The sequence below is a fragment of the Crinalium epipsammum PCC 9333 genome, from assembly GCF_000317495.1.
In the GTDB taxonomy this organism is placed as follows: Bacteria; Cyanobacteriota; Cyanobacteriia; order Cyanobacteriales; family PCC-9333; genus Crinalium; species Crinalium epipsammum.
Map to the genome: position 1 here is coordinate 1,194,019 of NC_019753.1, position 26,138 is coordinate 1,220,156.

General features: G+C 40.3%; 15 protein-coding genes. 5 read left to right on the forward strand and 10 right to left on the reverse strand.

The features are described 5' to 3' along the window. Positions 1-101: 101 nt before the first annotated feature. The 3 genes from CRI9333_RS05170 to CRI9333_RS05180 form a co-directional block, all read right to left on the reverse strand. On the reverse strand, positions 102-1,709 hold the full coding sequence (locus tag CRI9333_RS05170; protein WP_015202109.1) for a B12-binding domain-containing radical SAM protein: 1,608 nt from the start codon (positions 1,707-1,709) through the stop codon (positions 102-104). Between the two features lie 163 nt (positions 1,710-1,872). Continuing rightward, a complete protein-coding gene (locus CRI9333_RS05175) occupies positions 1,873-3,072 on the reverse strand; it encodes an alpha/beta hydrolase (RefSeq protein WP_015202110.1) in 1,200 nt (399 codons plus the stop codon). A gap of 266 nt (positions 3,073-3,338) precedes the next feature. Then, positions 3,339-3,554 (reverse strand): Nif11-like leader peptide family natural product precursor, encoded by a 216-nt coding sequence (locus CRI9333_RS05180; protein ID WP_015202111.1) that lies wholly within the window; start codon positions 3,552-3,554, stop codon positions 3,339-3,341. 386 nt (positions 3,555-3,940) lie between these two features. Between CRI9333_RS05180 and CRI9333_RS05185 the strand changes: the two genes are divergently transcribed. Together CRI9333_RS05185 and CRI9333_RS05190 are read left to right on the forward strand one after the other, a co-directional pair. Next, complete coding sequence (locus CRI9333_RS05185) at positions 3,941-4,162, forward strand: hypothetical protein (protein ID WP_015202112.1); 222 nt, start codon at positions 3,941-3,943, stop codon at positions 4,160-4,162. Between the two features lie 94 nt (positions 4,163-4,256). Beyond that, positions 4,257-4,442: a hypothetical protein gene (locus CRI9333_RS05190; protein WP_015202113.1), complete on the forward strand. Its 186-nt coding sequence runs from the start codon at positions 4,257-4,259 to the stop codon at positions 4,440-4,442. 165 nt (positions 4,443-4,607) lie between these two features. Here CRI9333_RS05190 and CRI9333_RS05195 read toward each other — a convergent pair whose 3' ends face one another. After that, the gene (locus CRI9333_RS05195; RefSeq protein ID WP_015202114.1) at positions 4,608-4,907 is read right to left on the reverse strand and encodes a 30S ribosomal protein PSRP-3; all 300 of its coding nucleotides are present in this window, start codon (positions 4,905-4,907) and stop codon (positions 4,608-4,610) included. A gap of 140 nt (positions 4,908-5,047) precedes the next feature. On the opposite strand from CRI9333_RS05195, the gene CRI9333_RS05200 reads away from it, so the two are divergent. The 3 genes from CRI9333_RS05200 to CRI9333_RS05210 are packed head-to-tail and all read left to right on the forward strand — an operon-like array spanning position 5,048 to position 7,562. After that, the gene (locus CRI9333_RS05200) at positions 5,048-5,893 is read left to right on the forward strand and encodes a TIGR01548 family HAD-type hydrolase (RefSeq protein WP_041225947.1); all 846 of its coding nucleotides are present in this window, start codon (positions 5,048-5,050) and stop codon (positions 5,891-5,893) included. Continuing rightward, positions 5,893-6,666, forward strand: coding sequence for an ABC transporter permease (locus CRI9333_RS05205; protein WP_041225948.1), 774 nt, complete (start codon positions 5,893-5,895; stop codon positions 6,664-6,666). Before CRI9333_RS05200 ends, CRI9333_RS05205 begins: the two co-directional genes overlap by 1 nt. Positions 6,667-6,671: 5 nt before the next feature. Continuing rightward, entirely contained in the window at positions 6,672-7,562 is an 891-nt protein-coding gene (locus CRI9333_RS05210) for an ABC transporter ATP-binding protein (RefSeq protein ID WP_015202117.1), read from the forward strand. 124 nt (positions 7,563-7,686) lie between these two features. Here the strand turns inward: CRI9333_RS05210 and CRI9333_RS05215 are convergent, their stop codons facing one another. The 6 genes from CRI9333_RS05215 to CRI9333_RS05245 all read right to left on the reverse strand — a co-directional run bounded on the left by CRI9333_RS05215 (position 7,687) and on the right by CRI9333_RS05245 (position 25,314). Beyond that, positions 7,687-12,975 (reverse strand): beta strand repeat-containing protein, encoded by a 5,289-nt coding sequence (locus CRI9333_RS05215; protein ID WP_015202118.1) that lies wholly within the window; start codon positions 12,973-12,975, stop codon positions 7,687-7,689. A 353-nt stretch (positions 12,976-13,328) separates the two neighbouring features. Beyond that, positions 13,329-15,215: a right-handed parallel beta-helix repeat-containing protein gene (locus tag CRI9333_RS05225; protein ID WP_232229387.1), complete on the reverse strand. Its 1,887-nt coding sequence runs from the start codon at positions 15,213-15,215 to the stop codon at positions 13,329-13,331. A gap of 158 nt (positions 15,216-15,373) precedes the next feature. Then, positions 15,374-18,952: a TonB-dependent receptor gene (locus tag CRI9333_RS05230; RefSeq protein WP_157462270.1), complete on the reverse strand. Its 3,579-nt coding sequence runs from the start codon at positions 18,950-18,952 to the stop codon at positions 15,374-15,376. Positions 18,953-19,326: 374 nt separating this feature from the next. Further along, positions 19,327-21,882, reverse strand: a complete 2,556-nt coding sequence (locus tag CRI9333_RS27640; protein WP_015202121.1) for a DUF11 domain-containing protein — start codon at positions 21,880-21,882, stop codon at positions 19,327-19,329. Between the two features lie 220 nt (positions 21,883-22,102). Then, entirely contained in the window at positions 22,103-22,666 is a 564-nt protein-coding gene (locus CRI9333_RS05240; protein ID WP_015202122.1) for a DUF11 domain-containing protein, read from the reverse strand. 101 nt (positions 22,667-22,767) lie between these two features. Continuing rightward, on the reverse strand, positions 22,768-25,314 hold the full coding sequence (locus CRI9333_RS05245) for a DUF7925 domain-containing protein (RefSeq protein ID WP_041225950.1): 2,547 nt from the start codon (positions 25,312-25,314) through the stop codon (positions 22,768-22,770). Positions 25,315-26,138 lie beyond the last annotated feature (824 nt).

A 26,138-nucleotide genomic window follows, 5' to 3' on the forward strand; every position in this document is an offset into this window, starting at 1 on the left:
TTTTTCTTGGCTGAAAGGCTCAACTTTTAAGCACATAAAAATACAATTATGCCCCCTACCCGAAAATGGGTAGGGGGTTCGCGGTATGGTAATACCTTCAACTACGCCGATTTACTTAGCTGCTCGGATTTTGCCATTTCTATAGGCAATACTGTCTGTTTAGCTTCTGCTTCCAGAAACTTACCTACTTGAGCCTCAATTTGCTCTCGGACAATCTCGCGATACTCTACAAAATGTTCAATCTGAGCGCAAACAGCTAAATAACTACTTACACCACCTGGATTATGCCGCAACATATTGAACAGATTGCGCCAGAATTGCCAGCGAGTATTACGAACTACCCCTTGTCGCCAACAAATAATTAGTAACGCGCGAATCGTGACCCAATTCACCTTTTTAGCATCTCTCTTACCTTTTTTAGGGTAAGTTGCTTCTCCTAACATCCGGTAGTGGCGATAAGCCCGATCTAAAAACCGTTTTGGCTCGTACAATTCCCAAAATGCCTCGACATATTCCCTGGCAATATCTTGTACTGGTCGAGTTGGCACGAAGTTCATCAAAGTTGTTTGATTAATATTCGCTGATTTAGCGCGTAGCCGTCCCTCTTTTTCCAGTCGATGCCAAAGTGCAGTATCAGGTAAAGCTTGCAACATACTAAATAGTGCAGTGGGAATCGCTGTTTGCTCAACAAACTTCACAATTCGCCCACCAGCCCCTGCCTTTTCTCCATCAAATCCAATGATGAATCCCGCCATCACCCGCAACCCGCTACGGGTAATAGAGTTTACTGCTTCGCTGAGAGAGTCCCGTGTATTTTGGAATTTATGAGTTAAAGTTAAACTCTCTTCATCTGGGGTTTCAATTCCTAAAAATACTGCCCCAAAATTACACTGAACCATTAAATCCATCAGTTCTTGGTCGTTAGCTAAGTCAACTGAAGCTTCTGTTGCAAAGGAGAAAGGATAGTTATGTTCAACCATCCAAGGCTTCAGTTCCTTCAAAAATAATTTGACGTTGCGCTTATTCCCAATAAAGTTGTCATCCACCATGAAAATACTGCGCCGCCAACCAAGTTCATAAAGGCGTTCTAGTTCTGCTAAAAGTTGGGTAGGCGTTTTAGTTCGAGGTTTCCGACCATACAGCACAATAATGTCGCAGAATTCGCACTGAAATGGACAACCGCGCGAGAACTGCACAGACATTTCTGAATAAGCGTCGAGTTCTAGCAAATCAAAGCGGGGAATCGGGGTAAAACTAACGTCGGGTTTTTCTCCGCCAGAGCGAAATATACCAGAGCGATCGCCCCGTTCAATTGCTGCTATAAATAAAGGCAGAGTGATTTCCCCTTCGTCCAAAATCAAAAAATCAGCCCCAGCCGATAAGGAATCATCAGGTATAGCAGTAGGATAGGGGCCACCAACTGCAACAAGCTTACCTCTGCCTTTAGCCTCCCGAATTTGGGCTTGCAAATCCTCTTTCTGCACAATCATCGCCGAAAGAATTACTAAATCAGCCCATTCCCATTCGGCTTCTGTAACTGTACGAATATTGCGGTCTACTAATTTAAATTCCCACTCTTGAGGCAAAATTGCCGCTACAGTCACTAAACCTAGTGGCGGTAGCATTGCTTTATAGTTTAGTAAAGCTAGGGTTTTTTCAAAAGACCAAAAGCTTTTGGGAAATAGCGGATATAGCAGTAAAACTTTCATTAAGCTTTGATTGTAAATAATAGGGTTATATTGCAAATACTAGCCTGAATTGCCAAAAAGCTAGATGTGGATAATCAGACGGTAAGCAAAGAGCCTTTGTTTCACAGGCAGATATTAGCCAATATTAAATTCGGGGTTTCGTAGAATTCTGAATTCAATCTTGTTAATTTTGCAATGCCCAAGCGAGAAAGCGTTCCGTATAGTAGAGGGCTAACTGATTACTGATACCACTATAAATAGCATCAAAAGCGTGTTCAGCCCAAGGAATTTCTAAAAATAAAACAGTATTTCCCGCATCGCGCAGGCGTTGATACAAACTTTCGCCATACTTTGCTTCCACAAGATGATCGCGTCCACCATATATCAGCAAAGTTGGCGGTAAACCTGGCGTAACATAACTAATAGGAGAAGCTTGTTGATACAGCAAAGGGAATTCTTTGGGAGAACCCCCCAGAAAAGCTTCTAAAACTGCATTGGTATTAATCGGATTTGGAAACGGCGGATCAGTGTAGCCTCGAACCAAGTCCACAGGACCATAGTAACTAACTACTGCTTTAATCGGTGCTGCATCTTTTTGATAAGCTGCAAGCATTGCTAGGTGAGCGCCAGCAGAGCGTCCCAATAATGCTATCCGTTCAGAGTCTACCTCATACTCTTGTGCATGATCTCTAATAAAAGATAAAGCTGTTTGTACATCTTCAAGTTGGGCTGGAAAGCGATATTTAGGGGAGTGTCGGTAGTCAACTGCAATTACTGTATAACCCCGTGCCGCCATGTAGCGATTAAAGGCTGCATCATTAACGGGACTACCGCGTTGCCATGAACCACCATAAATAGTGACGATTGTGGGATACTTCCCTACTGAGATTGGGCGGTAAATTTCCAAGCTTAAAGGCACACCGTCGGGAGTAGCAAAGCGAATACCTGAAGTTTGGCGTACCTTGCTATCAGTAATTCCTGTAAATACCTCAGTTAAGACAAAGGGATGGGGGCGCATTTGTGCCTGTAGCTGTTGCGGCACTTTTTCCATGTAGCCTGAGCCTAGTGCCGCTTGCATCGCCTTATTTGAGCTTGTTAAGGTGCTGGGCAGTTGTACTAGGGGGATGGTACTTAAAATTAATCCCAGTGCGCTACAAAATAAGGCGAAGCGAGATAACCAACTGTGCTTACTGCCTGGTAAGGATAATAATAGAGCGATCGCATTTCCCACCGCTAGTATTGGGCTAATCTCTGGCGCACCTACTCCTAAAGGTAGTAGCAAAGAGGTAGGAGCCGGAATCACAATCCACGCGCTTAGAAATAAAACTGCTGCACTTATAAACAAAGTCAGCCCGAAATATCCAACTTTAAAGAGTTTCACCACTAGCTAAACCTTAATCAGGCGATGCTCATTAGTTTCTCAATCACGCCTGCACTTCGCTACTGAATGCACGTGCCAGTAGACAGTTGAGTAGGGAGGCAAGTATGAAGGCAAGTCTTCCCAGTTACAACCGTTTTCAAGAACTAAAACTACAACCACAGCGTACTATTTCCCTGACGTTGAAAGGGTAATACCAATAATCATGGTGCTTTGATTGGGGATTAGATTCCTTTCTTCGTACGATTTTTTACAAATTAGGAGCGTGACCCCTAGTTGTACTCTCCAGGAAGATCAGTTTTTCTAACAGTAATGCTGCCAACTTTCTTACCTGACATTCTCAATAATTCATCACCTGAAAATTCAAAACCAAGCTTGAGTGCTATTCGCGCAATATCATCTGCGGTTGATGCTGCGAGCACCTCGTTTTTAAGTTCAGGTTCAGACTGCATTTTCTTTAAAAATGCTTCGATTTGCTCAAAAGCCATATTTAAAATTTGATCCTCGCTAGCTACAAAGGAATATAAAGAAAAACAGCAGTATATTCTTTAAGACTAGCAGCACAAGGGTATCAAGATTCGGGTTGCCATAATTTGGTCTAGAACTCGATAGTTGCGCCACTGCTTGTAATGCCAGAAGACCGCCCTTGTAGGGTGGCAAATCATAAAGCAGGTCACACCAATTACAGCCATTTTTAAGCTTAAGGCTTATCTGGCTGTCACTATTAATGAACAATAAACAAGCTTTAGCCAGAGAGTGTGATCGAAGTCACATAAAAAGCGGATAAATTACACAATATACATCTCTGATTAATCACCGTCAGGACAAAATAAATAGAAGATATTAGAAGAGTAGAGTTCACGCCCTTATTTCTATGTATCCCCAAGTTCGTCTGCTTCCTGGTGCTGTTTCTGAAATGCTGGTTTCTGTTAGCGAAACAGGCGTTGTAACTTTAGCTGACCGTTATGGCTTAATGGCAGCCACCTTAGAAGAGTCTTTGGAGGAAGAAGAAAAACAGGCTATAAACCGACTATTACGGGCTGTGATTAAAGGACGCTTCAAAATTGTAGAACAAGTTTCAGCCGTAGAATATTAAATATACAATTGCGTTTCGCTGCTAAATAACTCAATGGGCGTTGAACTGTTCAGCACGCGATCGCATCTTAAGCAAATTCATTAGATATATCTTTATGGGACGAAAAGCCAAACTTAAAAAAATCAGGAAGGAGACTGCTGAACATCCGACCTCATTAGATTTAACTCAAGCTGATGATCCAACTAAATTTGTTCAGCAGTTAGGTAAACAGGGGTACAACTTACAACAGATACAGCGTTCACCTGAATTACCCCATCAAAAAGTAGATCCTCAAATTTAGGCTTAGTTGCACATCCATAAATTAGAACAACGCTTTCAGCACTATACTGAAAGCGTTGCTGTTTATAACCTACATCACTGCTGATGGTGTTGCTATTTATAGCTTTGCTAGAATTATCCGTATTTTTACCAAATAAATAGCATCATTATTACGGAATTATTTATTCTAGGCGCTACCTGTGAATGCAACTTCTGGGAATTTAGATTGGGCTTCAGACATTGGTCGCCGTCTGCCTTCTTCTTGCCAGTAGTTAATCACTTCTGTTGCTTTGTTTAGCACTGCAACGCGGTCAACATCAGCAATCCAATGCTTGGATTCTAGCTCAGTTTTTAGCTGTTCCCAGGCATCATTTCTAGGCCAGAAAAAGTAAGATGTCAAAGGGCTTGTACCTTTGCCAACTACTTGATCAACCGCTATCGCCACGTTCTCATCTAGCCAGAGAACTTTTAATATGAACTTGGACAATCACACCTCCGGGAAAAACCCAGAATTATTAGGTTTAATTTACAGACGACTATTTTAGCGCATGGCAAGACTGAATCTCTCAGTTATATACTGAACATTTTGCTAACTAAATTAGTTATTTCACTTGGAGGTATGGGTTTTTGGTGCAAGAATCTAATTGTAGTGCGATTGTAGTTTTCGATATTGACGGTGTTATAAGGGATGTGACAGGCTCTTATCGTCGTGCGATCGCAGATACTGTAGAGCAGTTTACAAATCAAGCATATCGCCCCGAAAGTGCTGATATTGACGCACTCAAGTCGGAAGGGATTTGGAATAATGACTGGGAAGCTTCTCAGGAGTTAATTTATCGCTACTTTGAATCTATTGGGCAACAGCGAGTCTCAGCTACGCCAGATCAGAAGGTGCGATCGCTTATTCAAATCGACTACAATGCCCTTGTTGATTTTTTCCAATCTCGCTATCGCGGAACTAATTCCCAAGAGTGGAATGGTTATATTTGCGATGAACCATTGCTATTACAGTTAAGCTATCTAGAACAAATCAGTGCAGCTAATATTCCTTGGGGGTTTTTTAGTGGTGCGCCCCACGCCGAAGCTGCTTATGTTTTGGAAAGACGACTTGGAATTAACTCACCTGTACTAATTGCAATGGAAGATGCACCAGGCAAACCCGATCCTACAGGTTTAATTACAGCAGTGCAACAACTAGAACAACTACATCAAGCCAATGCTGCTACTCCTGTTGTTTATGTAGGTGATACAGTTGCGGATATGTATACTGTCACACAAGCGCGGGTTAAGGTTTCTCGTACTGTAATTGGTGTAGGTATTTTACCGCCACACCTTCAAGCAACACCTGAACGTCGTGATGATTATGCTGCTAAACTTTTGGCTGCTGGCGCATCTGTAGTTTTTAGTAATGTTCAAGAATTAACTATTGAAGAAATTACAAAATTAACAATTAACAATGACCAATCTTTATGATGAAATATTGGCGTGAAACGCTGGCAGTGGCACAGCGAATATTAATTGAACTACTCAGGCGACGATTTAGCCTGATTTTGTGGTGCATTTTTCCAATTACTATTTTAGTAATTAATGGCTTTTTGATTGCAGAAAGAACTAAACTATCAATGAGTGAAGCTTTTGAAAATGTTGCACCTTCAGCATTAATCGGCTCTGCACTTTTTTTTAGTTGTATGGGTGGTACTGTATCAACTGTAGTAGCAGAGAGAGAACAGCAAACTTTGAAGCGTTTGTTTCTGTCTCCCTTGAGTGGTCTTTCCTATTTTTTAGGGATTTTTGTAGCACATAGTTGTATTGGTATTGGTCAAACTTTAATAATCTATACAGTTGCCGCTTTTTGGGGCGCTAAATTTCAAGGTTCCTTGCTATTAGGTGGGATAATTATTTTATTAAGTATTATTTCTTATGTAGGGTTAGGTTTTATTCTCAGTACCCATTTGGCGCGTCGTACAAATGATGTTAATTCAATTGTCGCATCTTTCGGTATACCTTTATTAATGATGGGTGGTGCATTTTTTCCCACATCTTTTTTCCCAGATTCTCTGTTAAAAATAGCTAAATGGAATCCTATTTATCACATGAATGAAGCTTTAGTAGCAGTTTCAGATCAAGGAGATGGATTAGCAAAAATTGAATTTCATTTTTGGTTTTTGTGTGTGTTTGCTTTCTTGGTAGCTGGAGGTGGCTGGCTTTCTTACCGAAGTATGGTGCAAATTGAAAGGAGGCTATAAGGCTAGTGTTAAATATAGAAAATTTGAGCAAATCTTACGGAAAAAGATCAGTTTTACAAGATTTAACTCTGCATATTGAAGCTGGAGAAATTTATGGTTTATTAGGATCGAATGGTGCAGGAAAGACGACAACTATAAATATTTTATGTAATTTGCTCAGTGCAGATAGTGGCAAGATTGCTATCAATAACAAACCTGTATCTGAAGCAACTAAACCGTTAATTGGGGTTGCACCACAAGAAAATTTACTTTATAAAGCTTTATCTTGTGAAGAAAACTTGAATTTTTTTGCTCGAATTTACGGGTTATCAAATCAAGAACGGCGTAAACAAGTACAACTAAGTTTAGAGGCTGTTAATTTAGCTGATAGGGCTAAAAGTCCTGTAGAAACTCTTAGTGGTGGAATGCAGCGACGGTTAAATATTGCTACGGCAATTGTGCATCATCCTAAGTTATTGATTTTAGATGAACCAACAACTGGGTTAGATATAGAAGCGCGTTATGAAATTTGGGAATTAATTCGTCAGTTACAAAGTCAAGGAATGACTATTTTGCTAACGACGCATTTGTTGGAAGAAGCAGAGCGTTTGTGTCAACGCATTGGTATTCTTAAAAATGGTCGGATTGTAGCAGAAGGTACTTTAGCAGAATTACGCCAACTGATTCCGGCACAAGAAATTATTATTGTTCAAACAGAGGATAAAGCAAGTGCGATCGCTTGCGCCCAATATTATGGTTTTAGTACTCGGCATTATGGTAACGATTTAGCATTTTTGCTTACAGAGCATTTAGAACTTAAAGAAATTATTGATCGCTTTGATGGCATTAGTTTAGATTCAATCTCCCGGCAGCAAGTGCGTTTAGAACATATATATATAGAAGTTACACAGAGTTAAAGTTGGGCAGAGGAAGCTCTTGAGGCAGAGCCTCCAACCCCCATAACCTCGTTCCCAGGTTCAACCTAGGAACGAACCCGCCGAGGCTCTGCCTCATGCTCGCCATTGAGACAACATCTCAGTATTAATTCACTTTGGCACGGAAGCGGACAAATCCGTATGAATTCAATGGAGTTCCCTGCGCGGTAGCTTGAGGAATATCACCCAATTTAATCACTATTGCCCCGTTAGTATTCTCAGCCGAACAGGAAGTTGGCACACTTAAATTAGGAGCATAATATTGGGCAGTATCTGTATCTGCAACATTGGTATAGGATTGGAGAACATGGGCAGCACTAGATGAACTGCTGATCGAAGCGGCAATTCCTCGGTCTTGATTTGCTAAACCACCAGATGCTTTATCAGCAAGGCTATTAAAGCTATTAGACGCAAATGTTTGGTTAGCTGGTACTAAATCACAGATAGAGACATTTTTAGCAGTATTCCCACCATCTGAGATGAAATAGATTGTGTATTCAACTTGATCGTTTGGCATGATGTATTTGTTATTGCCATTATCCATATACTGCTTATCAACTAATAACTTGCCATGTAAGTAGTTATCAGGCCATTTGAGAGCAGGATTTTTAGATAAACTATCATCTTGATTTGGTACTGTAACCATATCTGTAAAACTAACATTGTTAACAGCAGTGATGCGTTTAACAAGGCGCAATTTTGGCGGTATTGCTCCACCAGCAACAACAGTAACCGTATCTTTAGCTGTATTGTTGCTGGTATCAGGATCGGGCGTTGAGCTATAAACAGTTACAAAGTTAGTCAGACTAGAGGAATTGGGTACTGATGTATTTATGAGTACCTTGAAAGTTAGAGTAGTAGAATTATTAGGAGCTAGACTGGCATTATAAGTACAAGTAACATCTAGACCTGGATCTGTACCAGGGGGAACTGTTGCAGGGCAATCCCAATTTGTACCAGTACCTGAAACATAAGTTAAGTAGTTAGGAAGTTGGTCAATTAAAGTAATAGATGTTGGTGTAGCAATGCTAGCAGCACTATTTGTTACTACAATTGTGTAAGTTCCTTGTTGACCTGGACTAAACGTACCTACGTGAGCCTTAGTAACCGATATGTCGGCACTTCCTACAATTGTTGTAGGATCACTAGCACTGTTATTGTTAGTATTTGTTTCACCACTAGGAATTGAAACTATTGCAGTATTTGTAAAACTTCCTACTGACGTTCCCGTACCTACATTAACAATGATATCAACTGCGGTCGTCGCTCCTGGTGCTAAACCATTCGTATTAGGATTGGTACAAGTAATAACAGAAGTTCCGCCACAAGTCCAGCCTTGACCAACAAAGGAAGACAAGCTGATATTGTTCGGTAATGTACCTGTTTCTGGGTCACGAATAGTAATTGTTCCTGTCGCAGTAGAATTCCCCTGGTTTTTTACTTCTAGGGTATAAGTTCCCTTACCACCAACTGCGAAACTACCGAAGTGGCTCTTATCTAAAATTAAATCAATCGTTTTTGCGGCAAGGCTAGTTGATGTAGTACTACTATTATTTGTGTTGTCTGAGTCAGGGGTAGTACTGGAAACAGTAGCAGTATTACTAATAGTTGCAGGAAGTGAGATTGATGAAGAAACTGCAACATTTAAAGCGATGGTTTCACTTGCACCAATTGTTAAACTGGATTTTTGAAATTGCAGTTGTGTTGCGCCAGCAGCACAAGTACCTGATGTAGCAGTATTTGTACAAGTCCAAACACTATTATCTGCGAAAGACTGAAAAGTGAGACCATTCGGTAAATTATCTGTAACCGTAACCGTTGAGGCATTAGAAGGGCCGTTATTTACGACTTTTAAATTGTAGGTGGCATTTGATCCAACTACTAAATTACCGCTTAAGGTTTTGACAATACTTAAATCGGCATTTTGACCAACTGAAGTAGTAATAGTGGACTCGTTGTTGTTAACGTTAGTTTCACCAGTCACGACTTCAACTCTTGCTGTATTGCTAATACTTGCTGCTGTGGTACTACCAACCAGTACATTTAAAGTTATAGCCGAACTACTCCCCGCAGTTAAGTTACTGTTACGAACACAAGTTACTTTATCTTGTCCACTTACTGGAGTTGCAGAACAACTCCAACCAGATCCCGATCCTGATAAAAAGTTTAATCCAACAGGTAAAGTATCATTAACTGTAATAGGGCCTGGGGCTGCTGAAGTACCGCTAGCACTGACAGTTAATCCATATTTAGCAGTTGCGCCCAGGGAAAAAGTGCCAATAGCAGATTTACTAATAGTTAAGTCAAAGTTAGGAGCATTAACGTTAGTAGGATCGTAGGCAGTATTATTAGCTGTTAATCCATCTCCCGATGTGGAGACAATCACTTCATTACGTGAGTTTAGTTGGTTTGTGGTTGTGTTGGTGTAAGCACCAGTTTTGGTTGGTTTAACATTAATTTGAAATGAACTACTTGCTCCAGCAGCTATAGAATTCGGGTTAACACAGGAAATTTCCGTAATATTAGTAGTTGCTGCATCATCACTGACAGCGCAATACCAGCCTGTACTGGGAGCTACAGAAGTTGCAGAAACAAAGGTAAAATCTTTGGATAATTTCTCGATAACAGTAATTGGGTTTGTTGTTGCTCGACCAGGAGCAATCGTTGTATTACTAACGTTTTTGACAGTGATGGTATATGTCCCATCAATGTTTTGAGTCAAAGGATCGCTGTGAGTCTTGCTAATTGTCAAGTCTGTGCCGTTAATTGTGGCAGTAGCAGTAGAACTATTATCGACAGGATTAGTATCAAATCCACTAAGAGGAAAGGCAGTTGCTGTATTAGGTAATACTCCTAAAAAGGAATTACTAACAGTACCTGTAACTGTAATTGTTACTTGTCCACCTCCTTTCTTAAGGCTGAGATTGTTTAGCTGAATAAGATTGCCAGGTGGAGTGACATTAGTTAGGTCTGTAGCGCTAGTAGTATCACAATCATTGATGCCACCACCATTACCAGTTCCAGTAACAACACAACTATACTTTACGTTTGTAATATCGGTAGGCACTTGATCTGTAAACTTAATTTCCTCTTGGTCATTACCAGCATTTATATTATTGGTTACTGTGATGTTATAACTAATTGAATCGCCCGGCTTGGTTGGAGGCGTACCGCTGATAGTTTTATTGACAATTATGTCTTTTGTTCCTGCACCAACAGGTGTGGTGTCACTAGATAAGTTGTTACCAGGACTTGCAGCATTATATACATCACCTGGAGTTGATACAGTTGCAGTGTTAGTAAATGGCGATCCAGTAGCAGTTGTGGGAGTAACTTTTAAGATAATTGAGCTACTTTGAGTCGGTAATAGGGGACCAGGATTAGTACAAGTAATAGTGTCTATAGGAGATTCAGTACAAGTCCATCCCGAACTGCCAGGAGCATTATTAGTTGCAGGAGCAATAGGAGGAACATAAGTGAAAGAAGTTGGTAAAGTATCAACTACTGTAATTGTGCCTGTTGTCGCGATCGTTCCTACGTTTTTAACTGTAAGAGTATAAGTTCCATTTACGTTCGTAGTAAAACTAAAATCATTATCTGTCTTAGTAATTGCTAAGTCTGGGGCTGGCACCGCAGTTGGGGTAACATCTTGGATGTTGGTGTTATCGCTAGGATTTGTATCCAAGCTGCCAGTGCTGAGACTGGCTATATTAGTGACACTTGGTAGCGGTACGTTTGGCTCAACGTTAACTTTAAAGAGAACTTTAGAAGTACTGCCCGTATTTAGTCCACTAGAATTAGTACAAGTGATATTTTGACCATCGGCTGTACAACCCCAACCTGCATCGCTTCCTGTTTCTGAAGACCCAGAAGTGGTGGCAAAGGTTAAACCAGTAGGTAAGGTGTCATTGATAATTAGTGGTGCATCGGCATTAAAGCCACTGCTATTGCTAGCTGTGAGGGTATAAATTCCAGTTGAACCAGCTAAAAAAGTTGCTGGGGAGTGAGTTTTAGTTAGGCTGACATTCACACCTTTTAATACTGTTGTAGGGTCGCTGTCAGTGTTGTTGGTGAGATCGGGATCAGGGGTATTACTAGAAGCGGTGGCTGTGTTAACAACGTTGGTTGCAACGCTGGTGCTAACGTTGACTTTTAATTTAATAGTGGAAGTAGCTCCACTTGCTAAATTGTTTGGGTTGGTACAAACGATGTCTTGATTAGCTGCTGAACAAGTCCAACCTGTAGTTGTACCTGTGTCTGTGCTAACAAAGCTAATGCCTGCGGGTAAAGTATCTGTAACTGTTATAGGTGCTTTTGCTACATCTGTAGTGCTATTATTTTTGACTAGCAGTGTGTAGATATTATCACCAGTGGAAAAGTTACCAGTGTGACTTTTATCAATACTGAGGTCAACAGGTACAGGATCGCGAACATCAAAGGTATCTAACCCTGCACCATAATCGGCGTTGTAGTGATAGCTACCGCCAGAGAAGTCAAGAATTAGATGGTAGATCTGAAATACACCCCTACCACCGAGAATTTTGATTTTATAGCGAGTTTTGACGGCGTTTCCAACTTTACCTGCGCTGGCAGGATATTGATCCGGTACTTGAGTGAACTCACAATTGCTAGAGCTTTCGTGATAACCTGTAGTGTTGGGATTGCTAATGAAACCGCAAGCATTAGCATAGATACTTGTGTTATCTGGGTTACTCATATTACTACTCAGACCTCCAGGCGTTTCATAGTCGGTTTTAACGTCTACAAGCTGGAAAGCAAGGTTGGGAAAATTTGAACTAATTGTTAGTTGAGGGTAACCTGTTGCTGTCTTGGTTGCCAGTTCAAATTCATAAGTGCTACCTGCATAAAGTATATAACTACTGTTTTCCTTGGTTGGTGTATCCACACCTGAACCTGAAGTCCCTGCAATATTGGTAAAACTGACGACTTCGTTACGACCCTGAGATAGAATTTTCTCAACATAAAGTTGTCGAGTATGCCCAGTGTCATAGGCATTTAGAGTTCCACTATAGGGATCTGGATAACTATTAGTATCAACATAACCAGTATTATCACCTACAGCCTCGATGCGATAACGCTGAACTGTATTATAAGCTGCTGCGTTACGGTCAACATTCACAATATAGTACGCATCAAAGCAGTTATTAGGTCTGGCAGTAATTTGGTGGTGGTTGTTGGGACGTATACCAGAGGGAAGTGTGGGAACATACCAAGTATCACTATTAAAAGAATTTTTTATAGTTAGATAATTGTTATAAGCACCTTCTCGCACAAATCTAATTCTGATATTTTGTGCAGTTTCGCCGCCAATATTACAAACACGAGCGCCATTAAGATATTCATTGGGACCAACAGTAACATTATTACTATCCAAGCCAACAAAGTCCCATGTTAGAGGTTCTATTGATAAGCTAGTAGCAGCATAAGCTGATGATGTCCACCAAAGGTTAATTCCAGTAAAGTTAATTGTAAATATAAAGGCTGTCAGACACAGTGTTAAAAAATTTGCTGATTTTTTTTATTTTCTTTTGCTGAGGTATATTTTTTTTTATATGGACAATATTAATATGTTTATGGGATATAATTCTAAAAAAAGTATTAATTAGTTTATCGCCAATATTCCAGATAAAAGTAAATGAAGCTGAAAAGAAAATCAGCAATATTTTAATGATCTGAATTAGAGGATGAAAATATCTAATTAAGTGGGGCGATCGCAAATTTTTATTGTTATTTCTCATAATTACCTTCCCTTACTTCTACTTGCTGATTTTGGGCTTGGCGTTCAATTGTTTTTCGCATCAACAAATTTTCAACAATTTGTTTTAATTGGGTGGCACTAGCAGGGGTAATATTATATTTATCTGAAGCAAAATGATTATTCCGGAATAATCCTAAACTAATAGCCTGGGATTGTTTGCGGGCAGTTGGTGCGATCGCACTATTCGTTAGACACTGGGGTATAGCTACATCTGTAACTGTTGATTTAATAGGAATAGCGCCATCAACAAAACGCACTACAGCATTAAAAGCGGGTTCTGAGGTTCCGTATTGAGGATCAGTTGCGATCGCACTAATTTTATCCCCAGGTTGTAAATTTAAAAGAGTAGCACCAAACCGTCCTTCTGCATCAGTCGTAACAGTTCTTAGTAATTCAGATAAAGGATGATAATTTGCTAAATAATAGTTAGTTGCTGTTGTTTTAGCATTATTTTCACTTACCCTATATATATCTATTTGGGAACCTGGATCAGCTTTACCATCCACATTTACCTTGCCATCTATCACCAAAAACTCTCTAGCTAAAAATTCTGGGGCATTAATTGCAGAATTTCCAGTTTCTAATCGTCTATTTGGTGAATTGCGTAGAGGATTTGGACCATCACCTTGTTGAAAATCTTCAACCCTGACATTTTGCTGAGTAATTAAATCAATACTCAAACCTTCTAAACCTGCAAATTTGTTGTTTTGAATTAAATTGCGATCGCTCTTAGGGAAACTAGCAACTACAACCCCTGAACCAGTTTGATTACTAATTTGATTTCCCATCACTTGATGATCATTTCCCATCAAGTAAATTGCAGCACGACGGAAACTTCTACCATTCAACTTAATTTGGTTATTTTCAATTTTAACAGCACCTTGAGGTTTGAATAAAAACACCCCACTGCCATTATTCCCACAAATTAAATTAGAGCTAACTTGCGACTGATTAATTACCCCTTCTAAGCGAATAGCATCAGGTATCCCAGCCAGACCATTATTGTCAATAATATTTTCTATGACTTGCAAATTCTCGGCTTTGACAGAGGTAATAATACCACTGCCATCATGGTTAGCAATTCTATTGCGCCGAATCATTGTTCCTAAGCTATTAAACACAGAAACTCCAAATGCTGAAGTTGTTACTGGTACCCTTCCATTACTTAGAATGCCCAACCAGTTGTTCTCAATTACTACATTTTTTGGCGGAATATTTCCTTCATAAAAGGGTAAAAATTTTCCTGGGCTTTTTTGCTCACTTCTATCGGCAGGAATGAGACGATGGGCAATAAAAATATCTGCGGGGGGTGTTAATGCTGTGCGATCGCTTTTAGCTGTAAATCCATACAAATTTAATCCTCGAATTGTCACCCCATCAGCAATTATTGTTAATCCCCGTAGCACCTCAACATTTTCAGCAGTAGTAATTGCCACAACAGGAATAGGGATGGCAATTTCAGCAGTGGCAGATTTCTTAGCGTCATACCCTGGCTGAGTTGTGCCGTCAATAACCAGCCCTGGGCTTGCTAAGGGTGGCAAAGCTTTAATTAAAGGAATTGTTGTTTGGTCTGGTGGTAAGTTAAATTCAATTCGAGACGGCGTATTAGCATTAAGCGATTCAACTCCAGCTTTTTCAGCATCACTTAAACGTTCCACCGCTAAAGTACCATTAACTATCTGAATTGCTTCTCGCAAACTCAGGACAGCATCAGGTTTAATTGCACCATCTTGATTGCTATTAACTGTCACCCTGATATGAAGCACCTCCCCTGTTTTGGAAGTGAGTTTTTGGGGATAGCAATCTGGAGGTATTAACTCAGTGTCTTGGCAAGTGGATGTTGGCACTGCTGCCACGGGGGCATTAACAACTAAAGATAATATTGCAAAATACAAGCAAGAAGGCAGGAGGGAGGAAGCAAGAGGGAATTTTCTGATTGTTTGTTGAATAAAGTTAATCTGATTGCCTAGTGACGTTTTTTTATATTTTTGTGTATTGGTAGTCAATAATTTTCTCATGGGGTTGCACCTTGTACAGGTAGAGTGACAGCAGGAGTAGTTGCTGCTGGGACAGTAGGATTTGTAGTTGTTGACTCAGTTGCGGGTGTATCTGTAGTAACACTTGGAGGGGCTGTAGTTGCTGATTCAGTTGCAGGTGTATCGGTAGTTGCGGCTGGGGATGTAGATGAATTACTCGACACTGGTTGAACTTGAGATTCTTGTTGCTGCGGGGGTGCTACTTTTTGCAATCCAAAACCGCTAAATAATTCGTTGAGCTTAACTGTTAATCCGAAGGTAAAGCCTCCTGCGGAACGCGCCCCATCAAAATCGCGGTCATCAACTTTACCGAAGCCATATCCAGCAGCTAGGCGTAAATTAGGAGTGATATAGTAACCTAGTTCAATCAGCAAGCCTGTTTCTTTGTAGCCTGTTTGAGTTTGATTGATCCAACGACCTTCTCCGACTAAATCCATACTGTATCCCAGACGATAAGTAGCACGTACTTGAGCCAGAGAAGTTGTGGTATTACCGATTAAATCTTGAGCGAGATAAGAGGTGCTGTCGCGCAGGGCATATTTGCCGTAAAACTCCCATTGCCAGCTAGGAGCATAGATGGTTTCAAGGGCAATGGTATGATCTTCAGAACCTGTACCGCTACCGAGTAAGAGGGTATCGGGAATAGTAGCGGGATTTTTGCGGTATTCGTAACGCAGTAAAGCGTTAAAGCTATCGTTATTAGGGTCACGAAAGGCAAGTCCTAGTCTGAGATTGGCTGTATCCCCTAGTCCTTTAAGGGTTTGATTGGAAAAGTTAGCTTGTTGATAATTGGCAATTGCGGTCAGTGCTGGGGAAACTTTACCAGCGACATTAGCGGAAATGACATTATTATTACCGTCAGAGGAAGAACGATGTTCGTAGCGGGCGCTGGCTTTGAAGTCAGGGCTATCGGTGTAATCGAGTCCAACGCTATAGCTGTCGCCGCCTTGAACACCGATGGCAGATGCACTTTGACCCACTGCAAATGGCTGGAGAAATTGTTGCCCTGCCCCTGTACGATTCAAGATATCGCCAAAGACGTGCTCATAAGCTAAGTTAAGGCGTAGTCCAGGGGTAATTTTTACACCCTGATTTATACCAATAGCTCCTTGAGTGGTCATGGAATTACCACCACCACCGATAATAGAGTAGCGTCCGGTCAAGGCGGTGTCAGTTCCCAATTTGTAATCACCTTTCATATCTAGGCTGGTGATTGAGTTATTTCCCTCTGTCTGTCCTGTGAAAAATTGATGATTCAAGCTGATATTAATGCCGGGGTAAGCAGCCCAATCTACTCCTAATATTGTGCGGTCGGGATAGGCGATATCTTTTTCGGAGGAAAGGTTTATTTCATTTTGCGCCCGCAATGTAATTTGATTATTAACAGGAACAGTGAGGCGCGATCGCAACTGATTGGAATTAGCACTAAGAGGACTATTTTGCAGGCGGTCTTCTCGTTGACGATGAATAAAGTCTACATCTAGCTTAGAATTACCAATTGATTGTTGAATTCCTGCTGAAATAGTAGTTAAAGAATTATCTACTTTGCTACCAGGAATAGCTTCTAAACCAGGGTTGAATAAATCTTCAAATGTATTTAAAGGTCGGGGTGCAATGCCGCGATTATCTTCATGGTCATATTGCGCCCGAAAAGTTGTAGTGTTCAAAACTTGAGCGTTGACGTTAAAACCATAACGGGTTTGACCTGCAACAAAACTGGTAGTAGCATTATTGGCAAAACCCGTATCTGCTGAACGTAAATAAGCACGAGTTTGAATTTTATCTGTTATTTCGGCATTGGCTTCTACACGATATGCAGAGCCGCTAACCATTCCCATCAATTCAGAATCATTTTTGGAATGGGCATACTCTGCAACTAAATTCGATTTTGAACCTAAAGAAATCAAAGCATCTGCACCATATATCTCAAAATGGCGCATCCCCTGATTTTCCCTGAAGTAAGAAGATGCTAACCAGCTTTCTTTATTAAGTTCCTGTGAAAAATTGTACTGTGCGCGACCTGCGAAAATGTTGGCAGTCGGGTCTTTACTTTCAAATTGATAAGTGGTAACAATTCGTCGCACTAATACCAATCCTTCAGGGCTTACATCAGTTCGTAGGATTGGCTGATTGAATAATAACGTGCCGCGATCGTAGTCTATTTGATAATCAGAACCTCTGTTAAGTTTTTTACGGGAAAGTACTGTTCCGGGACGGTTTAATTCTTCTAATTCAATAAAAACCTCTTCGCTTCCCGTTACCAATAACCGTCTGGAAACGAAATAATAACCACTGGTGCCATCGGGAGCAATTGTGTCTCGCTGAAAGCCTTTCACATTATTGGCATATAAGCCAGTGAGTTGCAGATTTCCAATATTATAATTAGTTTTAAAACCGTGAAGTTGACGACTCGTAGCGGTAAATTCTTGGGATGGGCGGGCAAATTCTTGAGTGTCGTAGTCCCCCCACATTACATAATCTTTGTTGCGCTCAAATCTTAAAAACACACTATCTTGAGAACGAGTTGTGCGTTCTTTTGTAGAGCTATCTCCGTATACCGAATAAGCTTCACAAGCTTGTACATCTCGTGATAAACCTGTGTTTCCACTGCAATCTTCATTGAGAGCGCGATCGCTATTATAAGCTCCTGTAAATAACCAATCCCCTACTTTACCCGTCGCAAAAACAGCCGAAGATATATTTAACTGTGTTTTGTTATCTTTACTTGGGGGTAAAAATTCTCTAAAATTCTCGTAATAGTTTGTCCCCCGACCTCCCAACCGTACATCAATTACTCCTGTAGCAATACTAGGACGCAGAGATGTCTGAAACTCAATTTGATTAAATGCTTCTAAAGCGCCAGTAGCCGCCCGAATCCTAGTTACTTTAGCTTCACTACTAGAGCGCAAACTTGCAGTAAATTGTCCTTGACGAGCTTGTACCTGAAACCCTGGCTGGTCTGTATCTGCGTCTACTCCAACAAATTCTCCACCACTTGCCGTTAGAGTAACAATTGCATCTCGATTAGAACGATTGCCATTTTTATCTAAAAGCTGACCCTGAACAGTAGCAGTTGAACGATTATCTGCTGGAATTTGCTTTTCTACGGTTTCCACAGTTAGCCGTTGAGCATCTCCCGCTACCTGCACTTTAACTGAAGCGATTTGGCTTGCTACACCATTAATTGTGGCTTGGGCAGTCAGAATATTTTCTCCCTCGCGGAAGGAAACTCCATACCAAGTTTGTGTTACTAACTTTGTCTTAGGATCAGTCTCAGTACGCCCAATTAAACTAGATTCAACTAATACTCCATTAACTCGAAGTTCTACCTTAGCTTCTGCTGGAAATTGGAGAACGACTGATGTTGCTGGAATATCTAAAACAGTATTAGATGTGGGAGTGATAATCTTTACATCGGTTGGCGCTATAGAATTACCAACTTGATCTACTTTATTCTCAGGTGTTACTGAATTTTCAGGAAGATTCTGAGTTTGACCACCCTCAGAATTCACTGGGTTATTTTTATCATCTGCCGCTTTAACCGAGTGACTCTGCATCAATATACAGGATGCAAGAATTACACTTCCAAACTTAAATAAGCTGCTCTTTAAAGATTGTTCCTCCCGACGCATTTTTACCTTCTTGCATAAGCACTATGAACCGCCGCCATCTCTAGAATCAGCGGGTCTGTGGATTTGATAATTACTAAAATATTGATTGGAAATTAAAAATAATTAATCTTAATTATTTTTAGAAATTTTAATTATTGAGATTACTGGTAGATTGCCCTGAGAAATGTTTTTCCAATACTCTATTTATATCATTCCTAATTGCGAGAAATCTTCGGTAAAACTACGCAAACATCTCAGCCAAATGTACTAAGTTTTTTAAACTTGGTAGAGTAATTCCTCAAGCTGAAGTTTTAACCCACTTAGGGTTTTTCTCCTTTAAATGTGGGGGTAACTCCGAAGTTCATACGCACCATGCCCCCTGGCGCTAAATGCACCAATCGAGATTGGCTATTGCGTTCCTTGATATAAAGATTAGGAGCTAAGGTATAACCAGGGAGACTACTAAGATCTAAAACTCCACTGCGGGAACCTGGAAGCACGTTGGCAACGGAGAACAATCCATTAGGATCAGTAGTAATTTTATTACCGTCATCCATAAAGATCACAGCATTAGGAATACCAGGTTCATTTGCTTGTTGTTCACCATCAAAGTTTTTATCAACAAACACACGACCCAAAATAGTACCTGTATTAGATAATATTCCTGGTCTAATACGTAATTGGAACATGGTAGGACCATCTTTTACAGGCAAATTATTATCAGTGCGTTTTCCTTTAACGTTGGCAATATTTTGACCTGTCCCTCTAACTGCATCTGGAGTAAGAACGACAGCATAGGCAATTGTTAGCACACTTCCCTTGGATAGAGTTTCTGCGACTTTAAAGTTAATATTTGAATCATTCTGGCTAGAAGTAATGGCGACAGGATTCGTTTTTCCAGAAATTGGGAGAGAAGCCCTAACAGATTCGGGTAAAAATTTGAATCCTAATGGTAAGTTATCTGTAATCTCTAAGTTGTTAATATTAGTGTTGCTAAGATTTCTGATGGAGAGGCGATAGATTACAGTATCTCCTGGTTCAGCCGCCGCGCGATCGCCTGTTTTTACAATTTGCAGTTCCGAAGCTTCACACACGCTTGTAAACAAACTAACAACGGCTAAACTTAACCCTTGAGCCTCAGCATTTTCAATGACTATCTCTCCAGTTTCTACAAAACTTGCAATTTCTCCAGTTTTTGTGGAGTTTTCATCAGTTTTTGTAGGAAGTGACTGACCAGGTTGGAATAAGATACTAATCGGTAAATCATCTAGAGAGGTAGCAGTATATTTAACAATTTCTGAATTATCTGCCTGTTTCGTAATGCCATCAATCTTGATCCGAACGCGCCGTCCACGATAGTTGGAACCTGAAGGCGTGTTTACTAATAAAATATAAGTTTTACCTACACTTAACTGACCGCGACTTTTATCTAACAGAAAACTGTAACGACCTTGATCGCTATTCGTGAGGTTGAAAGGGTTACTATTTTGAGTATTAGGAGTAATACCTCTGGGTACTTGGTTATTAGGATTATCGGGAAGTTCTGTACCTGTTAAGGGAACTATCCCAGCAATGCCAGTTCCTGTACTATCATTCGCATCGGGTTCATATAAGCCAACATTGAATCCCTGATAATTCGCCAAAGTCCCGCCTGTACAGCTAGTAATTCGACCAAAAGGATCGGTTAACGCCGATGTAAAACTTACAGTACTTTGCTGTACAACTTCCCCAGTAACACTATTATTTAGCGCCACTACCCAACCGCTACCTGCACTAAGAACTGTGCCAAGTTTCAGCATTACCCAAACTTTTAATTCTCCTCCTTTAGCAACTCTAATAAATTGGGAATCTGTAACAGTTCCTTGAGCGGTGATATCTCCTTGAGCATTCAAGACTTGATATTTAACCGCAGTTACAGTACCAGATCCTGTAAGAAATTTAATTTGTTCCTCAGCAGGATTAGGAATCCAAAAATCAATATCGCCTGTATTATCGTCTTCTGTTAATTTAGTATTTCGTAATACAAAAGCAAAAGCAAGTTCATTTCCTGATATAAGTTGTGTTTGAATTTCTTGTTTGAGGTTATCCAACTCTCCCACTAAATTTTGTTGAACTTGATTGAGTGCTTGTATTTGCTTTGGATAAGCAGATTTAACACTCTGAAACCCATTAGAAATGCTTTGATCTAATGGGATCATTTCCACCATTTGTTCAGCCGTTTCTTTGGGGATACCTGCTAATATTAAAGCTTGTTTTAGTACTTGTTTTGCCAGGTTACTAACTTGTTGTTCTGAAGAAAAACCAATATTATCAGATAAATTTGCTTTGTTAGATTTTAGACCTTTGGCAAGGCTCAATACTTTACTAGAAGTACCAACACTATCTAACAAGTTCGCTTTATTAGGTAATGCTGCTACGATGGCTGTGCGTGCTGCTGTAAATATAGTGGTAATTGAAGAATTAGCAGGCAACTTTGCCCAAGCTTGAGTAGCAACCATAACTGCTTTATTGGCTTCTTCAGAGGTTAAATTCGTGTCTCTGCGAAGTACAGTCATTAAAGCTTCTGTCAAATCCCTTAAAATCCTATTACTATTACTGTCTGTAATTCCGGCGGTATTAATTGTTGTTAATTGCCGCGATAGGCAATTAATGACTAAGTTTGATGAACTACTCACATCAGGACTTCCTTGAGAAGATGTATCCTGATAGACAGAGACCGCTTGATTTTCGATAGATTGCCGGGGACAATTTGCTTGAGTTTGCGCTCCAGCAATCGCCGCAATTTGTAAAATTCCTCCAGTAATAGCACTAGCAGCTAGGATGTGTAGACAGCCATTAATTGATTTAATGGGGCGTTTTACAGTTAGAAAGTTCACAGAAATCTTCTTATAACCCCCGAATAATGAACTGGAAACAGCAATAAAACTGCGTGACTTACTATCTAGTTTTAAAAATAATTTATTGGGTGATTACTAAAAATAATTAGTAATCGCCCTACCCCTAAAATTTGTATAATTTACCGTTGTTTAATACTGCTGTAAAATTAGCGATCGCCTGATTCAAGATACCCCTAAGCGATCGCCAAAACATTACCACTTAGCGCACTTTCACTTCATAGGAAGCGTTGACAGTAGCTTTAGGCTGAATTTGTTCACCAAAAGTCCAACGAACCTGGGTGTATCTATCAGCAGGAGCAGGTCTAACTTCGGTTTTTCCATTAGGAAGCTTCACTTGAATAGTCGGCTTGGCTAGGAAATTTTTACCGCCATCAATACTAAAGGTAGTAGTTGCGCCGTTATTACCAGTAGCAGAATTCAAAACGTAAATGGTTCCTTGAGGAATTGGTTGATTCAGAACCAATTTTTTAGCTGCGCGATCGCCATTATTTTGACCATTAATATTGTAGCGAATTACATCACCTGGATTAACCTGCGCTTTGCCTTGCAAAGTCTGCCAAGTTATTTTTTCTTGACCTTGATCGTTGCGTGCAATAACTTTCTTTTCTGCTGCCAAACTTAGTTGCACCTTAGCTTGCTTAACAGTATCAGCGAGGGCTTGTCCCATTTGTCCTAAGTTAGGAACACCAGGGATAGTGCTGATTACTGGTACTGCAACTAAAAGAGCGATCGCGCCTAGAGTACCGATAGATAAACGTTTCATCTCAATTTCCTTTGTAAATTTACAACTATTTTCTTACCGAAGCCATCAATCTTTTGGGAAGTTGGGGACACCTGTTTGAAAAGGTGTCCCAATTGCTCGACTTAATTCAGCCTACGTTGGAAAATGAATGTTCCAAATTCACCGCCCTTCAAAACACCTGTTACAGGATCAACATACTTACTGACAATACTATTCGTAGCAGGTTCAGCGAGAATGAATGATGTATCACTTGAATTTACATAGTACTTGATAGAAGAATTTCTTGAATCTTGAGTTGCAGTGTTACCTACATGACTGGTGTCGATAATATTGTCACCGTTTTGATCGATTGCCCAGTTATTACCACCTGTAGTACCATCTTCTGTAAGCGTGATATTCTGACCACTCAAGAAAACGTTGTGTAAGTAGGTTGTACGACTAGCATCACTTAGACTTGGACTTGTTGGTTCTGCCTCAGAAATATTCTTGTAGGTAACCCGATACACAATTTTTTGTCCTGGTGCTGCTTTCTTGGGATTGATGCTGAAATTTGCAGCGTTAAAGGTGGTAGCGTCACCATCGATCACCTGGGTTTCTTTTAACAGAGAGAGGAAGCCAGCATAAACCCGATCAATTGTTTTATTTTGAGCTTCATTACCATCAGGTAGATTATTAGCGTTACTGTCTACAAAGGCTGTAATTGGTACATCATAACCCACGTTTTGAGGAGTATTCTCAGGCAAATCTACCGTGACTTCGTACTGCTTAATATCATCAGCCGCAACATTAGCAAAAGTCAATGGATTACCACTAGCTGTTACGCTTGGGACGTTATTCAATACTGATTGATTTGCTGTATAAGTCACCTTATTACCGAGAGTATCCCCAATAGTAATAATGGTTGTTCCTACGGGTAAATCTCTCAGATCAACTGCTTGGGGTATTAAACTTAAACTGGCAGCACCACCACTTTTGTTTTGTATTGAGTTACTGAAAGTAACCACTGGCACTTTATTAGGAGCAACCGCACTAGCACGATTAGTAAAGTCATCATTATTACTGGTTGGACCGACGGCATCCGGGTGAAGAGTAGTGGAAGCACCAGCAGTAATAACAGTTCCATTCAAAACACCAGCAGTAAGTCCTACTTTGTATACGTTGGCTTCACCAGCAGGTCCCGTACCTGAGTTATCGTTATTTGTGTCAACTCCTTGAGTACTAGGGTTGGCTATACCAGTAGTGTTGCTGGGTAAAAGATCTGGAGATCCATCACCATTGGAGTCGTTGTTATGGTCTGCGTCACCAGATTCATCAAAGATACTGGGAACTGTCGTATCACTAGGAGTTACGCCTGTTTTTTCACCGAATACCTGAGCAATGTTGGCAATTTCAGCGCCTTGTTGGATAGACCCAGTGAACTTAACAGTAAAGTTGAAATTTTCAATGGCGACACCATTGTTAGAAACAGCCGTGTCCGCTGTATAAACAAAACCTATCCGCTTAACTGTCGTTGGATCTGCTGGCGCTGTTTTTGACCAAGTTGCTTTATAGGATGGCGTTCCTGTAAGACCTGGGTCATCCGTACTATAAACTGCTGTCCAGTCCGTTGGAGCCTGTGGGAGCGTAGCAGGAACAGCAGGATCATAATCCAGGACTGTACCCGCAGGAATGACATCAGAGATTAATACGTGCTTATTCGTTACAGTTGTTCCATTTTTTGTACTTAAACCAGGGACAAACGTTGGCTGCAACGCCTCAGTTGCTGTAACATCTGGGGGTGCGTTAGCCGGACGAGTGTTTAAAACCGTAAGACCGAAGTCATATTTCAGCGTGTCACCTATAACCCCAGCATTGTTATTATTACCAAAAGTATGCTTCTTTTTAATGATCACAAACGGCTGCTTCAGATTTCCTTCCATAGAAACCTTTTGTTCGGCGCTTGCTTCTCGAACTCCGTTGACTGGAGGTCCAGCTATTTCACCTGAAGCGCCGTCAGCATTGTCCATTGTATAAACGTCATTAGGATCTGCTCCCCGTGGTACGTTTTGATCCCCCATAGTAGGGGTTTTACCTAAAGCAACGGTGACTACTCCCTTGGGATCAATATTAGAGGGAACATCAACGTTAACATTGACCCGAACCTGTCCTCCTGGCAGCATAGAGGCTGTTTGACCGCCACCTGCTGCAATAGGAACAGGATTAGGAGTTAAAGTCTTATTGACGGTGCCATCTGCATTTAATATTTCATAGGTGACACTTGTTGCTTGAGCATTTGTAACAGCCTTAGAACCATTTAAAATATCCGCACCAGGGATAAAGAATGTGGTGGGGTCGTTACCAGTGTTAGTTACATTAAATTTGAAGTTACCTTTTTGCCCAGGTGTTATAAGTGTACCAGAAGCTGTCAAGTTATCAACACCAGCATTGCTGACGGTGATACCAGCTACTTCAGCTACCGTAATCTGAACTGTATTAGATATAGTTTGAATTTGTATACCATTACCATCGTCATAAGTACCAGTAGCGGTGTTGGTAATAGTTGTTCCAGCAGGCGTGCCTTCAGCCAGCACTGGAGCTACCAGTTGAAAAGCACCACCAAATATCAGGGCGCTTGCTACGAGTTGTCGGTATAACTTATTCTTTCTGTGAGTTTGCATAGAATTACTCATGTATTGTGAATTATTTTTTGGGGAAACTGAGGGAAGTAGCTGCTAGTCTGTAACTCTTAATGAAAAAATATAGTAATTAGCAATTAATGCTTGACTTCATTGTTTTTTCAAGAGCTATCTTTTCTCTACTCCTTTAGTATCGTTTCTAGCCTGGTTCGTTGTCTTGCGCTATTTAGCGCAATCAACATACGCCAAAACGCTTAATGCTTAACAACCAAAAATCTTTAGCAACATTGGGCTTTAGATCCATCTGTAAATTTAACTAAGGCAAATTATGCCGCTCATATCCTTAAAATAATCAAAGAATAAATCGCAGTTAATTTGCACCTATTTATTTACAGCAGATTTTAAGTTAATGAAGTACAAAATTACCCCAACCGCATGATTGTTGCCCCTTCCCCACAAATTTTGCGAGGGTTGGCGAGGGATGTACTACATTTAGATGCAAAGTGCTGTATCTACTACAGTCCATATAGTCTAGCTGGCATTTGTTACAAGCTAGTGAGTTGTTTTGTAATGGCTTTAATTAACGTTTTACATAGCTAAAAAAAACTTTAACAACTATCTTAGATTCTTCTGATTAGACCTAAATAGCTACCGTGTAATTACGGTACTTTTGATAAAAATAATCTGTATTTTTACTGAATTAAAACATATTATTAAAATAATTTAAAATCGTCCGGATGAAGTTGAAAACCTTAGTATATTAGATGTTTAATAATAAATAAATTAGATTTATCAACATTTACCCAGAAAGCTCCTGTAAGATGATTTCGCTACATCTGCTAGATATATAACAGACCATAATTAAATCGTGAGCATTA

What these genes read in the sequence shown, in the direction of transcription:
- CRI9333_RS05180 (WP_015202111.1), bottom strand. Translation starts at nt 3,554, where the DNA reads ATGGCTTTTGAGCAAATCGAAGCATTTTTAAAGAAAATGCAGTCTGAA.
- CRI9333_RS05190 (WP_015202113.1), top strand. Translation starts at nt 4,257, where the DNA reads ATGGGACGAAAAGCCAAACTTAAAAAAATCAGGAAGGAGACTGCTGAA.
- CRI9333_RS05185 (WP_015202112.1), top strand. Translation starts at nt 3,941, where the DNA reads ATGTATCCCCAAGTTCGTCTGCTTCCTGGTGCTGTTTCTGAAATGCTG.
- CRI9333_RS05205 (WP_041225948.1), top strand. Translation starts at nt 5,893, where the DNA reads ATGAAATATTGGCGTGAAACGCTGGCAGTGGCACAGCGAATATTAATT.
- CRI9333_RS05240 (WP_015202122.1), bottom strand. Translation starts at nt 22,666, where the DNA reads ATGAAACGTTTATCTATCGGTACTCTAGGCGCGATCGCTCTTTTAGTT.
- CRI9333_RS05245 (WP_041225950.1), bottom strand. Translation starts at nt 25,314, where the DNA reads ATGAGTAATTCTATGCAAACTCACAGAAAGAATAAGTTATACCGACAA.
- CRI9333_RS05170 (WP_015202109.1), bottom strand. Translation starts at nt 1,709, where the DNA reads ATGAAAGTTTTACTGCTATATCCGCTATTTCCCAAAAGCTTTTGGTCT.
- CRI9333_RS05230 (WP_157462270.1), bottom strand. Translation starts at nt 18,952, where the DNA reads ATGCAGAGTCACTCGGTTAAAGCGGCAGATGATAAAAATAACCCAGTG.